The 13410-nt window shown below is 71.0% G+C and carries 13 protein-coding genes; 6 read left to right on the forward strand and 7 right to left on the reverse strand.

From position 1 onward, the window contains the following. The first annotated feature begins 254 nt into the window (after positions 1–254). The 5 genes from HUT10_RS19570 to HUT10_RS19590 all read left to right on the forward strand — a co-directional run bounded on the left by HUT10_RS19570 (position 255) and on the right by HUT10_RS19590 (position 5669). Entirely contained in the window at positions 255–1229 is a 975-nt protein-coding gene (locus HUT10_RS19570; protein ID WP_176172551.1) for a substrate-binding domain-containing protein, read from the forward strand. Positions 1230–1300: 71 nt separating this feature from the next. Next, entirely contained in the window at positions 1301–2839 is a 1539-nt protein-coding gene (locus HUT10_RS19575) for a sugar ABC transporter ATP-binding protein (protein WP_176172552.1), read from the forward strand. Further along, complete coding sequence (locus tag HUT10_RS19580) at positions 2836–3861, forward strand: ABC transporter permease (protein ID WP_176172553.1); 1026 nt, start codon at positions 2836–2838, stop codon at positions 3859–3861. Before HUT10_RS19575 ends, HUT10_RS19580 begins: the two co-directional genes overlap by 4 nt. Positions 3862–3863: 2 nt before the next feature. Further along, positions 3864–4508 carry a FadR/GntR family transcriptional regulator gene (locus HUT10_RS19585; protein WP_176172554.1) on the forward strand — a complete coding sequence of 215 codons (645 nt, stop codon included), beginning with the start codon at positions 3864–3866 and terminating at the stop codon, positions 4506–4508. Positions 4509–4589: 81 nt separating this feature from the next. After that, positions 4590–5669, forward strand: coding sequence for a glycoside hydrolase family 88 protein (locus HUT10_RS19590; protein ID WP_176172555.1), 1080 nt, complete (start codon positions 4590–4592; stop codon positions 5667–5669). A gap of 4 nt (positions 5670–5673) precedes the next feature. On the opposite strand, the gene HUT10_RS19595 is transcribed toward HUT10_RS19590, so the two are convergent. The 6 genes from HUT10_RS19595 to HUT10_RS19620 form a co-directional block, all read right to left on the reverse strand. Further along, positions 5674–6978 carry a DNA polymerase IV gene (locus tag HUT10_RS19595; protein WP_176172556.1) on the reverse strand — a complete coding sequence of 435 codons (1305 nt, stop codon included), beginning with the start codon at positions 6976–6978 and terminating at the stop codon, positions 5674–5676. A 1-nt stretch (position 6979) separates the two neighbouring features. Continuing rightward, on the reverse strand, positions 6980–7291 hold the full coding sequence (locus HUT10_RS19600; RefSeq protein ID WP_176172557.1) for a transcriptional regulator: 312 nt from the start codon (positions 7289–7291) through the stop codon (positions 6980–6982). Next, positions 7288–7911, reverse strand: coding sequence for a hypothetical protein (locus HUT10_RS19605; protein ID WP_176172558.1), 624 nt, complete (start codon positions 7909–7911; stop codon positions 7288–7290). Before HUT10_RS19605 ends, HUT10_RS19600 begins: the two co-directional genes overlap by 4 nt. A 43-nt stretch (positions 7912–7954) precedes the next feature. Continuing rightward, the gene (locus tag HUT10_RS19610) at positions 7955–8686 is read right to left on the reverse strand and encodes an ABC transporter permease (RefSeq protein ID WP_176172559.1); all 732 of its coding nucleotides are present in this window, start codon (positions 8684–8686) and stop codon (positions 7955–7957) included. Further along, positions 8683–9582, reverse strand: a complete 900-nt coding sequence (locus tag HUT10_RS19615) for an ABC transporter ATP-binding protein (protein WP_176172560.1) — start codon at positions 9580–9582, stop codon at positions 8683–8685. The genes HUT10_RS19610 and HUT10_RS19615 overlap by 4 nt, the downstream gene beginning before the upstream one ends. Before the next feature lie 153 nt (positions 9583–9735). After that, positions 9736–11283, reverse strand: coding sequence for an alpha/beta hydrolase (locus tag HUT10_RS19620; RefSeq protein WP_176177906.1), 1548 nt, complete (start codon positions 11281–11283; stop codon positions 9736–9738). Positions 11284–11583: 300 nt separating this feature from the next. On the opposite strand from HUT10_RS19620, the gene HUT10_RS19625 reads away from it, so the two are divergent. Beyond that, a complete protein-coding gene (locus HUT10_RS19625; protein ID WP_176172561.1) occupies positions 11584–12753 on the forward strand; it encodes a macrolide family glycosyltransferase in 1170 nt (389 codons plus the stop codon). Positions 12754–12985: 232 nt separating this feature from the next. On the opposite strand, the gene HUT10_RS19630 is transcribed toward HUT10_RS19625, so the two are convergent. Continuing rightward, positions 12986–13363, reverse strand: a complete 378-nt coding sequence (locus HUT10_RS19630; protein WP_176172562.1) for a hypothetical protein — start codon at positions 13361–13363, stop codon at positions 12986–12988. Between the last annotated feature and the right edge of the window lie 47 nt (positions 13364–13410).

The following is a 13410-nucleotide window of genomic DNA, read 5'->3' on the forward strand; positions in this document are numbered from 1 at the left end:
CACAGGACAAAACCGGACAACGCGCAGGGTAGACGGGAAAAAATACGATAAATGCGGGCCACGATTGCCACGATGCAACTACGCAGAGTAGGTCTCGCTCCGCTAACTGCGCCTTGACGCTCCACGAAAGGGTGTTTTGTAATACGAGTCACTTCGCGGCGCTCCGCCGCGCCACGTGAACTTCGGCCTCCTTGGGAGCAACGATGTCCCCATACCCGCACAGGTTCCGGACCTGGAGCGTTGTTGGTTGTTGTTTGATTTCCGGCGCTCTGCTGGCGTCCTGCTCCTCCGGCAAAGACACCGCGGCGCCGCAGCAGCAGGCGCCGGCCAACGGCAAGATCACCCTGTACTACCTGCAGAAACAGGGTGACCAGCAGTACTTCGTCGAGCAGGCCCAGGGCGCGCAGGAGAAGGCGAAGGAACTCGGCGTCGAACTCAAGGTCGTCAACCTCGGCCAGGACGCCAACAAGGCGATCACCGAACTGGACGCCGCGGTCGCCCAGGGCGCCAACGGCGTCGCCATCGTCGTCCCCGACCAGGCCATCGGCCCGCAGGTGATCGACAAGGCCAAGAGCGCGGGCATCCCGCTGATCGCCTCCGACGACGTCATCAAGGACGGCACCGGCGCGAAGGCCCCATTCGTCGGCTTCAACGGCAGCCAGATGGGCGACTCGGTCGGCACCGAGGCGGGGAAGCTGTTCAAGGCCGCCGGCTGGGCCGCCGCGGACACGAAGATCATCAGCGCGTTCAAGCAGGACCTGACCGTCTGCACCGACCGCGTCAACGCCGCCAAGAGCGCGTTCGCCAAGGCCGCGGGCGCGGACGTCCCGGTGATCGACGTCGGCACCGACAACTCCCCCGTCGACGCGCAGAACAAGTCCGGCGCGGTGATCGGCTCCAACCCCGGCGTCAAGCACTGGGTCGTCTGGGGCTGCAACGACGAGAACGAGACGGGCGTCGTCACCGCGCTGGCCAACTCCGGCGTCCAGGCGAACAACATCATCGGTGTCGGCCTCGGCGCGTACCTCACCTGCAAGGACTGGGCCGCCGGCAAGGACACCGGCAACAAGTCCGCGCTCTACATCTCCGGCGCCGAGGTCGGCCGCTCGGCGATCCAGGTGCTGGTCGACAAGGTCAAGAACGGCAAGGAACTGCCCGCCGAGACGATCGCCAAGACCACGATCGTCAACAAGGACAACTACAAGCAGGCCGGCGTCAACTGCACCTGACCGACCCTCGCCCGTGGTGAGGCGGGTTCCGGCCCGCCTCACCACGCACGACCGCCGTACGGAAGGCGACCATGTCCAGCTCCCCTCCCGCGCTCGCCGTCGAGGGCATCGGCAAGCGCTTCTCCGGGGTCACCGCCCTCGACGACGTCTCGCTGGAGTTCCGCTCCGGCGAGGTGCTGGCCCTGATGGGCGAGAACGGCGCCGGGAAGTCGACGCTCCTGCGCGTGCTGTCCGGCGACCAGGGCCCGGATGACGGCCGGCTGCTCCTGGACGGCACCGAGGTCACCTTCGACACCCCGCGCGCGGCGATGGCCGCCGGGGTGCGCGTGATCTACCAGGAACCCGAGATCATCCCGCACGTCTCGGTGGCGGAGAACGTCTTCGTCGGCGAACTCCCCGCGAAGGCCCGCGTGTTCAGCCGCCGCACGCTCACCAAGGCCACGCAGGACGCGCTGGCCGAGTACGGCTTCGAAGGCGTCCTCGACCCGGCCACCCTCGGTGTCGCCCTCTCCGCCGCGCAGCGCCAGCTCGTCGAGATCCTGCGCGTGCTCACCGCGGCCACGCCGCCGAAGGTGATCGCGTTCGACGAGCCGACGTCGTCGTTGTCGGAGCACGAGGTCGAGGCGCTGTTCCGGCTGATCGGGCGGCTGCGCGACAGCGGTGTCGCGGTCGTCTACGTCTCGCACCGGATGAAGGAGATCTTCCAGCTCGCCGACCGCGTCGCCGTGCTGCGCGACGGCAAGCTCGTCGGCGTCCAGCAGGCCGCGGAGACCGACGAGGCCGGCCTGGTCCGGATGATGATCGGCCGCGACCTCTCCGCGCTCGAACGCCGCGTCACCCAGGCCACCGGGGACGTCGTGCTGAAGCTGACCGACGTCACCACCGACGACGTTTCGGGCATCTCGCTGCAGGTCCGCGCGGGCGAGGTCGTGTGCCTGGCCGGGCTGGTCGGCGCGGGCCGGTCCGAGCTGGCCCGCGCGATCGTCGGCGACCTGCCGATCCGGTCCGGGACCGCCGAGCTCGACGGCAAGCGGCTGCGCGCGCACAACCCTGGTGACGCCGTCAAAGCCGGCATCGGCTTCGCTCCCGAAGAGCGCAAGACGGACGCGCTGCTCATGCAGCGGTCCGTACGCGACAACGTCTCCATCGCCGTCCTGGACCGGCTTCGCCGCTTCCGGGTCGTGAAGCGGGCGAAGGAGCGCGCGCTCGTCGAGGAGTACGTACGCGAGCTTCGCGTGCGGACGCCGTCGATGGAGCAGGAAGTCCGCAAGCTCTCCGGCGGCAACCAGCAGAAGGCGGTGCTCGCGCGCTGGCTCGCGCGAAGGCCGAAGCTGCTGATCCTCGACGAGCCGACGCGCGGGGTCGACGTCGGCGCGAAGGCCGAGATCTACCGGATCATCGACGGCCTCGCCGCCGAAGGCATCGCGCTGCTGGTCATCTCCTCCGACCTGCCCGAAGTGCTGACGCTGGCCGACCGCATCCTCGTCATGCGCGCCGGACGTCTCGCGGGCGAGCTCGGCCGTGAGGAAGCGACCGAGGAAGCCGTGCTGACCCTCGCCATCCCCGAAACCGAACCAGCCGTGGACGACGCCCAGGAGATCGGCGCATGAGTACTCCCACCAAGGAAACGTCGGCGCCCGCTGCCGCGCCTCAGCCAAGCGCCGCGCGCCGGGTGCTGACCGGCATCGGCGTGCAGAACTCGAGCCTGATCATCACGCTGATCGCACTGGTGATCCTGCTGAGCGTGCTGAACGAGAACTTCTTCCGCACCAACAACCTGCTGCTGATCGGCAGCGCGATCACCATCATGGGCCTGCTCGCCCTGGTCCAGACGCTGGTGATCATCCTGGGCGCGCTGGACATCTCGGTCGGCTCGATGGCGGGGCTCGCGTCGGTGATCTCGGCGATGGTGTTCACCTCGACCGGCAACGCCGAGGTCGGCATTCTCGCCGCGGTCGGCGTCGGCATCCTCTGCGGCCTGGTCAACGGCATGATCATCATCTTCGGCCGGGTCAACCCGGTGGTCGCGACGCTGGCCATGCTCGCCACCTACAAGGGCATCGCGCAGGTCATCTCCGACGGCAAGGCGCAGGGCTACACCGGCGGCGACGACCTGTTCATCTTCCTGGCCAAGGGCGCGATCGCCGGGCTGCCGTCGCTGGTGTGGGTGTTCCTGATCGTCGCGGCGCTGCTGCACTTCCTGCTCAAGTACACCGACATCGGCCGCAACGTCTACGCCATCGGCGGCAACGACACCGCCGCACGGCTGGCCGGGATCAACATCAACCGGTACATCATCGGTGTGTACGCCCTCGTCGGCGTGGTCGCGGCGATCGCGGGCGTGCTGATCACCGCGCGCACCGGCTCCGGCCAGCCGACGTCCGGGTCGGAAGGCCTGGAGCTGCAGGCGGTCACCGGCGCCGCGCTCGGCGGCACGATGCTCAAGGGCGGCCGCGGCTCGATCATCTCGACCGTGCTCGCGGTGATCATCCTGGGCGTGCTCGACAACGGCATGTCCGGGCTGGGCATCAACCCGTTCTGGCAGAACGTCGCCCACGGCGCGCTGCTGGTGATCGCGGTCGTGCTGCAACAGCTGCGCAGCGGGGAACGGCGCGTCGGCCTGCCCGAGTAGCGGTGAACCTCCACGCCCGCATCGTCGACGAACTGGGCAGGCTCATCGTCGAAGGCGCCCTCGGGGACGGGCAGCCGCTCGTCCCCGAGGAGCTCGGCCGCCGGTTCTCCGCGTCCCGCACCGTGGTCCGCGAGGCGTTGCGCGTCCTCGAGTCCAAGGGCATGGTGACCGCGCGCCCGCGGGTCGGGACGTGGACGCTGCCGCCGGAGGCGTGGGACGCGATCGACCCGGACGTCATCGCCTGGCGCGTCGGCGGTCCCGGCGGCCGCGAGCACCTGCGCGAGCTGCTGGAGCTGCGGCTGGCCATCGAACCGCAGGCCGCGCGGATGGCGGCGCGGCACCGGCGTCCGGACGAGCTGTCCGCGATGGCGGCGGCCTACGGGCAGATGGCCGACGCGGTCGAGCGCGGCGACGGCGAAGCGTTCCGCGACGCCGATTCGCGGTTCCACGCGGCGCTGGTCCGGGCGTCGGGGAACACGCTGATCGCCCAGTTGCAGGTGCCCGTGGTCGCCGCGCTGAAGGCGCACCACGAGCCGATGGAGCTGGTGGCGCATTCCCGGGTCCTCACGCTGGTGCTCGCCAAGAACGCCGACGGCGCCGAGTCCGCGTCCCGCCGGCTGCTGGAAACCGTTGCGGCGTACCGGTGATCGGTACCTTGACACGGTTACCGGGACGCGCTTCACTCGCTGCGGATGACCGCCGCCATGAGTTTTGAGGAGGACGCTTCCATGCGTTTCCCGGGAATTCGCGGTTTCGGCGTGCTCGCGGCCACGGCGGTGGCGGGCGGTCTCCTGACGGCCCCGGTGGCGGCCGCCGCCGCGACCTGCGCCGTGGCGGACGAAATGGTGGCCGCGGGCAACTACTGGGTCGCCAACGGGACCAACCTCGACGCGCCGGACTGGCAGAACGCGACGTTCCACGTGGGCAACCTGGCACTGGTCCGGACCACCGGGCAGTCCAACCACAAGACGTACCCGTGGGCGCAGGCCAACTCCTACCTCCTGCCGGAGGACCCGAACCGGCCGTTCTTCCCGGACAACCAGGCCGCAGGCGAGGCGTACCTCGACCTCTACACCTACTTCCACCCGGAAATCCCGCTGGATTCGATCCGCACGCGGATCAAAGCCGAAGTGGTGTCGGTGCAGGCCGGCCACCGCGACTACTGGAACTACGCCGACGCGCTGAACATGGCGATGCCGTCGTTCGCGCGGATGAGCCTGATCGACCACGATCCGTCCTACTTGGACGCCATGGACCAGCTGTTCCGGTCGGCGGAGCACAAGCTGTTCAACGAGTTCACCGGCCTGTGGTACCGCGACGCGCGGTTCAAGGGTTCCGGGGTGTTCTGGTCCCGGGGCAACGGCTGGGCGCTGGCCGCGCTCACCAAGGTGCTCCAGGTGCTGCCGACCGACGACCCGCGGCGGCCGGAATACCTGCGCGTGTACCGGAAGATGGCGGCCACGCTGGCCCTCGCGCAGCGCCGTGACGGGTTCTGGAACTCCGACCTGCTGAACCCGCGCGACCACGGCGGCCCCGAGTCCAGCGGCACGGCGTTCTTCGCGTTCGGCCTCGGCTGGGGCGTCAACGCGGGCCTCCTCGACGCGGCCCGCTTCCGCCCGGTGGTGGACAAGGCGTGGACGGCGCTTTCGGCGAAGGCCCTGCAGGCCGACGGCAAGGTGGGTTACGTCCAGCCGGTGGGCGACCGCCCGGCGACGGCGAAGGCCACGGACACCGCGGCGTACGGCGTGGGCGCGTTCCTGCTGGCCGGCCAGGAAGTGGCGAAGCTGCAGGGCTGCTCGGCCGGGTAGCCCGTCACTTCAGGCAGTCGCCGGGGTCGCCGCGGGTCAGGGCCGGGTCCGACTGGGGGAACGTCCGCGCGACACCGGGTCCCGACGACCGGTGCTCGAAGCGGACCGTCACCCGGCCGTGGCCCGCGCCCTGGACCCAGCCCGTGCCGAACTCCTCGTGGACCACGTCGTCGCCCTGACGCCACTCCGAAGGCGCCGCGGGCGCCGGGGCCGAGACCACCGTCGACGTCGACGGCACCGAAGGCGCGGCCAGGGAGAACAGCGCGTCCTGGTGCGGGACCGACAGCCCGCTGTAGGCCACGCCGGCCAGGCGGATGCCGCCGAACTCCGCCGGGTCAATCAGCAGCCGCTCGGCCGTGGCCGACAGCTCGGCCAGGTCGTCCGTCGGCGCGGAGATCGTCTCGGACCGGGTCACCGTGTGCATGTCCGTGTGCCGCAGCTTGATCACCACGGTCCGCGCCACCCGGCCGGCCTTGAGCAGCCGCTGGTGGGCGCCCACCGCGATCCGGCGGACCTCCGCCCGCAACGTGGCCAGGTCCTTGATGTCGGTGTCGAACGTCGTCTCGGCGCTGACCTGCTTGGTCTCGGCGCGCCCGGCCACCGGGCGGTCGTCGGCGCCGGTCGCCAGGCGCCGCAGGTCGCGGCCGACGACGCCGCCGAGGGTGGCCACGGCGTCCGCTTCGGACAGTGCCGCCAGCTGCCCGAGCGTCTGGACGCCGATGAACCGCAGCTTCCCCTCGGCGACCGGGCCGATGCCCCACAGCGCGCGCACCGGCAGCGGCGCGAGGAACTCGCGTTCGGTGCCCTGCGGCACCACCAGCAGCCCGTCCGGCTTGGCCTCGTCGGAGGCGATCTTCGCGATCTGCTTGCCGTTGCCCGCGCCGATCGACGCCACCAGGCCGGTCTCGGACCGGATCCGCGCGCGCAGTGAGGCGCAGAACGCCGTGACGTCCTCGAAGGACGCGCCGACGAGCGAAGGCGGCTCGGCGAACGCCTCGTCGAGGGAGATCTTCTCCAGCACCGGCGCCACCTCGGTGACGACCGCGAAAACCTCCTGGCTGAGCCGCTCGTAGACGCGGAAGCGCGGCGGCACGATCACGCCGTTGGCCGGCAGCAGCCGCCGCGCCTGGGACATCGGCATCGCCGACCGGATGCCGAACGCCCGCGACTCGTAGCTCGCCCCGGCCACCACCCCGCGCGGACCGGTGCCGCCGACCAGCACCGGGCGCCCGGCCAGCGTCGGGCGGGTGAGCTGCTCGGCCGACGCGTAGAAGGCGTCCAGGTCGAGGTGGATGACCCAGCGGGCCACGTCAGTCCCCGCCGGTGGCGTCCAGCAGCTGGTGGAGCGCCTTGGTGTAGTCCTCGAACGCGGCCCGGCCGCGGGCGGTCAGCCGGACCAGGGTGACCGGCGTGCGGTGTTCGTAGGCCTTGGTGATCTCGACGTACTCGGCGTCCTCGAGCTTGCGCAGGTGCGTCGAGAGGTTGCCTGCGGTCATGTCCAGCAGCTGCTGCAGCCGCGGGAACGTGATCTGGTCGCCGGCGCGCAGCCCGGCGAGCGCGACGGTGACCCGCAGCCGCGCCTGGGCGTGGATGACCGGGTCGAGCTGCGGCAGGTCGCTCATCGGGCCGGCTTCTCGCGGACGAAGTAGACGATCGCGCCGAGCAGGAACCCGCCCCCGCCGCAGACGGTCAGCACGAGGAAGTTGTCCGGGTAGCCCACGAGCACGCTCAGCGCGGCCGACACGATCATCCACGCGCCGAGGCCGTACATGAGCTTGTCCTGCCACAGCATGCCGCCCGCCAGGTACAGCACGCCGGTCAGCAGCAGCCAGGTGCCCGACCACAGCAGCGACACCTGCTCCGGCGAGAGCGCCTGGAACTGCGTGATCCGCAGGTCGACGACCATCAGCCCGATCGCCGAAAGCGCCCAGCCGTAGCCGTACATCGCCCCGGCCGTGCGGGACGGGCCGCGGATCCCGCGACCGGACCGGATGCTCGTGTAGGTCGTGTAGGCCATGGCGCCCAGGAACAGCAGCGGGACGACGATGCCGCCGGCGACCCACCCGGGCACCGCGACCCAGCCCTGCGTGGTGACGTAGGTGAAGCCCCAGCCGGCGATCCAGGCGATGGCCCAGGCCGCGAGCATCCGCGCCGGGCCCCCGCCCAGTTCCCGGCGGGTCCGCCGGTTCTGCTGGGCGATCAGGTTCAGCGACTCCTCGGCCGACATCGGCTCGTCTTCCACCCGCTTCGCCCTCCTCCGTACCTGCACGGAAGCTAACACGCACTCATAGCCGTGCCGTGTCCAGCCGGAACCGGCGCATCACGACCAACGCCGGGACGACCAGCCAGCCCGCGAGCACCAGCACCGCGACCCACGTCCCGGACGCGTGCGTCAGCGGGTCGAGACCGACCCGGCGCAGCCAGTAGGTCGGCGTGAAGTGCGCCACCGCCGACATCCAGCCCGGCAGGATCTCCAGCGGGATCCACAGCCCGCCGAGCATGCCGAGCGGCATCATCAGCGCGCCGGTCACCGCGCCGACCGTGTCACCCTTGCCGAACAGGCCGATGGCCAGGCCGAGGACGGCGAACGGGAGCGTGGCCAGCCACAGGAAGACCAGCTGCCGCCCCCACTCGGCCGTGGTGAGCGGTTCGCCGCGCAGGAAGCCGACGAAGAAGATCGTCACCAGCACCGGCAGCGCGACGGCCATCGCCGAGGCGACCTTGACGGCCAAGTAGCCGGGCCCGCGCATCGGGGTGAGCCGCAGCTGCCGCTGCCAGCCGTCCGTGCGTTCCTGCGCCACCCGGGTTCCGGTGAACAACGCGCCCCCGCTCGCGCCGTAGGCGGCCATGCCGATCATCGTCTGCGTGCTCGAGTGGAGGCCGCTGTCGAGCACGTAGTCGCCGAAGATGGCGCCGAAGAGCAGGTACATCACGACCGGCATGCCGATGGTGAAGATGGTGAACTGCGGGCTCCGGACGATCCGCTTGATCTCCAGGCTCAGGTACGTCGTGTTCACGCGGCGGCCTCCTCGGCGGTCAGCGCCAGGAAGGCCTCTTCGAGCCCGAGCGCGGTGATTTCGATGTCGGACGCGGCCGGGTGGACCGCGAGCAGGGCGCGGATCGCGGCGTCGGAGTCGGCGCAGGCCAGCTCGGCGCGGCCGCCGCGCAGCTGCACGCCGGTGACGCCGGGCAGGTGCGCGAGGTCGGCGTCGGTCGCGCCGGGCACGACGGCCTTGAGCACCCGGCCGGACACCGCCGCCCGGACCTCGGCGACCGGCCCGTCGGCGACGACGACGCCGTGGCGCATCAGCACGACGCGGTCGGCGTAGTCCTCGGCCTCGGCGAGGTAGTGCGTCGCGAACAGCACCGTCCGGCCGCCTGCGGCGTACTCGCGGATGGCCGCCCAGAACGCGCGCCTGCCGTCTACGTCCATCGCCGCGGTGGGCTCGTCGAGCACGAGCAGCTGCGGGTCGCCGGCCAGGGCGAGCGCGAACCGGACGCGCTGGCGTTCGCCGCCGGACAGCTTGCCGCAGCGGCGCTTGACGAGGTGCTCCAGGCCGGCCCGGGCAATCACCTCCGCGGCGGGCAGCGGCTTCCGGTGCGTCGAGACGACCAGGCCGACGAGCTCGCCGACGGTGGCGTCCGGCAGCAGCGCGCCGTTCTGCATCATCGCGCCGACGAGCCCCCGGTCGACGGCCTCGCGCGGGCTGCCACCCGCGACGGTCACCTCCCCCGCGTCCGGCTTGGTCAGGCCGAGCAGCAGGTCGACGGTGGTCGACTTGCCCGCGCCGTTCGGCCCGAGCAGCGCGACGACCTCGCCGCGCGCGACCTCGACGGACACCCCGCCGACCGCCGTGACCGGCCCGAACCGCTTGGTGAGGCCGTGCAGTGCGAACGCCGGTCCCCCAGTCATGGCGTCCTCCTTCCCTGGACTTTGTAGCGCAAAGTTGCTGCGCACTTTGTAACACAAAGTCCACGAGGACTCAAAGCCCCCGGCGCCGGAAAGCGCGAAAAACGGGGTGCCGGGCACTGGGCCCGGCACCCCGTTTCCCGAGGTTTCCGCAGGTCAGCCGGCGAACCGCCCGGCGAGGAGGTCCGGCGTCGCGGCGACGGCGGCCTTGGCGGCCGTCGGGGCCGGCGGCGTCGGCAGCGGCAGCGGGGCGCACTCGACGTCGGCGGTGCGGCCCGGCTTGCGGGCCGGGAGCGCGCCGGTCGCCAGGTAGTCCGCGATCTTGGTGTCGACGCAGGCGTTGCCGCGCGGGGTGATCGCGTGGCTCGTGCCGCCCGGCTCCGCGATCAGCGAGGCACCCGGGAACCGGCTGCGGATTTCGAGGCTGCCCTCGAACGGCGTCGCCGCGTCGAGCGTCTCGTCGATCATGAGCACGCTTTGCACGCCCCGGCCGTCGACCTTGGCGGGCTTGCCCGCCTTGGCGGGCCAGAACACGCAGGGCGCGTTGAACCAGGCGTTCTGCCAGGTGAAGTACGGCGCCTTGGCGAAGGTCTGCCAGTTGTCGCGCCGCCACTGGTTCCAGCTCTGCGGCCACTGGACGTCGGTGCACTGCACGGCGAGGTACACCGCGTAGCTGTTGTCGTCGCCGAGGCCGCCGAAGGCCTCGAACAGCGACTTCCAGTTCTGCCAGTCACCCTTGTTGACGAACCGGGAGAGCGCGTCGCCCAGCAGCGTCCACCGCAGCTGGTAGTAGCTCGCCTGCTGGATGACGTCGAGGATCTCGTCCGGCCCGATCACGCCGCCCGCCGGGTTGAACGAGGCCTTGAGCAGCTGCTCGTTGACCACCTTCTGCACCGCGGCCTGGGTCTTGCCGAGGTGGTAGACGTCGTCGTGCTGCGCGAGCCAGCCGAACCAGATCAGGATGTTCCGGTCGAAGGCCACGTCCTGGTCGAGGTTGTCGCCGTACCAGACACCGCGCGGGTCGACCGTCGAGTCGAGGACCATCCGGCGGACGTTCTTCGGGAAGAGCGAGCCGTACACCTGACCGAGGTAGGTGCCGTAGGAGTAGCCGTAGAAGTTCAGCTGCTTCTGGCCGAGCGCCTGGCGGATGGAGTCCATGTCCTTGACCGTGTCGGTCGTCTTCATGTTCTCCAGCAGCCCGCGCGGGTTGTTCGCGGCGCAGGCTTCGGCGTACCCCTTGGCCCGGTCGAGCCAGGTCTTCTCCAGCTGCGGGGTGAACGGCACGTACTGCGGCCGGTTGTAGTTCATGTAGTCCGGCTCGCAGCTCAGCGCGGGCTTGCTGGCGCCGACGCCGCGCGGGTCGAAGCCGATCCAGTCGTAGGCGTCACCGGCGTGGTCGGGCACCCGGGACCCGCGGGTGGCCAGCAGCAGGCCGGACCCGCCGGGGCCGCCGGGGTTGGTCAGCATGACGCCCTGGTACTGCGCGTCGGGGACCTTGTGCTTGACGCGGTCGACGGCGAGCTGGATCTGCTCGCCGTCCGGCTTGCGGTAGTCGAGCGGCACGCTGAGGTAGCCGCATTCGGCACCGGCGGCGGCCAGCGTGGGATCGGTGCACGGTCCCCAGGCGATCGACGCCTGCCCCGCGGGTGCGGCGTCCGCGGCCGGCGCGGCCACGAGCGCGGACGCCACCGCGACGGCGGCCACCGCGGCGACAGTGCTCCTCGAAAGAGCGGCACGTCTCACTGGTTTCTCCCTTTTCACAGCGTCTTCGGGCGGGGAAACCCTATGCCCGGCAAGGGGTACAGCGGGACGGCTGCGCAGCAACGCCCTACGAAAGGCGGAAATCGGGTGGCGCGGACTTTCCGGGATCCCGTACGGTCGGTTCCATGATCTACTTCATCCGGCTCCGCCTCGTCTGAGACGGCGTGACCGCCGGGCTCCCCGCCTACCGGGTGAGCCCCTTCACCTGCGCGCCGTCTGGTCTTTCCCCCTTGAAGGAGCACCATGCTGCGCAAACACATCGTCATGGTCGGCTGCACCGCGCCGAGCCACGTCTACCCGTCGCTGGGCGTGATCGCCGAGCTGGTCCGCCGCGGGCACCGGGTGTCCTACGTCGTCGGCTCGCCGCTGGCTTCGCTGGTCGCCCCGACCGGCGCCGACGTCGTCGAGCACCCGACGATCTTCCCGCTCGGCGAGGCGGCCGTGTGGCCGGAGGAGCCGGCCGAAGCGATGCGCGTCTTCCTCGACGAAGCCATCGCCATCCACCCCGCCCTGATCGAACGGTTCGACACCGACCGGCCGGACCTCGTGCTGTACGACATCGGCGGACTGGGGGCGCCGCTGCTGGGGTTGCGGTACGGCGTGCCCGCGGTGCAGCTGTCGCCGACGCTCGTGGCGTGGGAGGGCTACGACGAGGACATGGCCGAGGTGATGGCGCCGATCAAGGCGTCACCGTCCGGTGTGGACTATGCGGCCACGTTCTCGGAATGGCTCTCGTCCCACGGCGTTTCGGCGGATCCCTGGGAGTGGCTCGGGCATCCGGCCCAGGTGCTTTCGCTGATTCCGCGGGCGATGCAGCCGCAGGCGGACCGGGTGGGAGCGCACGTGCGGTTCGTCGGGCCGTGCCTGGACCCGGCGCGGCTGGCCGACCGTTCGTGGACCCCGCCGTCGTCGGGACGCCCGGTGCTGCTGGTGTCGTTCGGGACGGCGTACAACGACCAGCTCCCGGTGTACCGGGACTGCATCGCCGCGTTCGCCGCGGATTGGCACGTGGTGATGTCGATCGGGAAGCACGTCTCGCCCGCTTCCCTCGGTCCGCTGCCGCCGTCGGTGGAGGTGCACGAGAGCGTCCCGCAGCTGGCGGTGCTGGAAGCGGCGTCGGCGTTCATCACCCACGCGGGGATGGGCGGGGCGACCGAAGCGCTGTGGTTCGGCGTCCCGACGGTGGCGATCCCCCAGGCCGCGGACCAGTTCGGGAACGCGGCCCAGCTGGAGGCACTGGGCGTGGGGCGTCACCTGCCCGCGGAATCGGTGACGGCTTCCTCGCTGCGAGAGGCGGTGGACGAGGTGTCGTCGTCGGCTTCGGTGGCTGCGCGGCTGGCCGAGCTGAAGGCGGAGATCCGGAGTCACGGCGGGGTTTCCTTCGCCGCGGATGCCGTGGAGTCCTATCTGTAGCGACGGCCGGCCAGGTCTTCGCGCGCCGGGAAAGCTTCTTCTTCTCGGGAGCCTCGGTGTCCGAAGGAATTTCCGGGACGGCCGCCACCGGTTCGGTGGCGGCTGTTCCGGGCTTCGCCGCAACCGGCTCGGGGCGACGGCGACCGCATCGGGGACCGCATTCGAGGTGACGACGCTGGTCGACCAGCCTTTCCGCGTGGTGGGCGACGCGATCGGCGAGTTCTCCCGGCGGCTAGCCATGCCGCCGGACGAAGGCGTCGATCAGCTGCTGGCGCTCGGCCGTCGTCGCGCGCTCGAGCTCGACCGTGTCGCCGTCGATCGTCACCTTGATCCTGTGCTTGCCCGCCTGGCGGCCCAGCCACTCGCGCAGTGTCTCGACCAGCCCCGGGAACACGCCGCCGGCCGCGCTGAACGCCACCACCAGCGAACCGATCGTCACCGGGTCCGCGGCCTTCGCGCCCGGCGGGAGCTCGCCCGGCACCGGCTGCACGTCCACGTCCAGCTCGCCCAGCTCGGCGCGCAGGCGGCGGGTGAGCAGGTCGAACTCCTCGGCGTCCGCCTCGCCGTCCGCCTCCAGCCGGACCAGGGCCCGCGTGTCCGCTTCGGTCATGCGCGCCATGGTGCGCCCGAACGGCCGAAGCGGCAAGGTCCGTTCGG

Source organism: Amycolatopsis sp. Hca4 (genome assembly GCF_013364075.1).
Taxonomy (GTDB): domain Bacteria; phylum Actinomycetota; class Actinomycetes; order Mycobacteriales; family Pseudonocardiaceae; genus Amycolatopsis.

Bases quoted from the DNA above. Each gene is read 5' to 3' on its own strand.
- HUT10_RS19575 (WP_176172552.1), top strand. From the start codon at position 1,301: ATGTCCAGCTCCCCTCCCGCGCTCGCCGTCGAGGGCATCGGCAAGCGC.
- HUT10_RS19580 (WP_176172553.1), top strand. From the start codon at position 2,836: ATGAGTACTCCCACCAAGGAAACGTCGGCGCCCGCTGCCGCGCCTCAG.
- HUT10_RS19590 (WP_176172555.1), top strand. From the start codon at position 4,590: ATGCGTTTCCCGGGAATTCGCGGTTTCGGCGTGCTCGCGGCCACGGCG.
- HUT10_RS19600 (WP_176172557.1), bottom strand. From the start codon at position 7,291: ATGAGCGACCTGCCGCAGCTCGACCCGGTCATCCACGCCCAGGCGCGG.
- HUT10_RS19615 (WP_176172560.1), bottom strand. From the start codon at position 9,582: ATGACTGGGGGACCGGCGTTCGCACTGCACGGCCTCACCAAGCGGTTC.
- HUT10_RS19625 (WP_176172561.1), top strand. From the start codon at position 11,584: ATGCTGCGCAAACACATCGTCATGGTCGGCTGCACCGCGCCGAGCCAC.
- HUT10_RS19630 (WP_176172562.1), bottom strand. From the start codon at position 13,363: ATGACCGAAGCGGACACGCGGGCCCTGGTCCGGCTGGAGGCGGACGGC.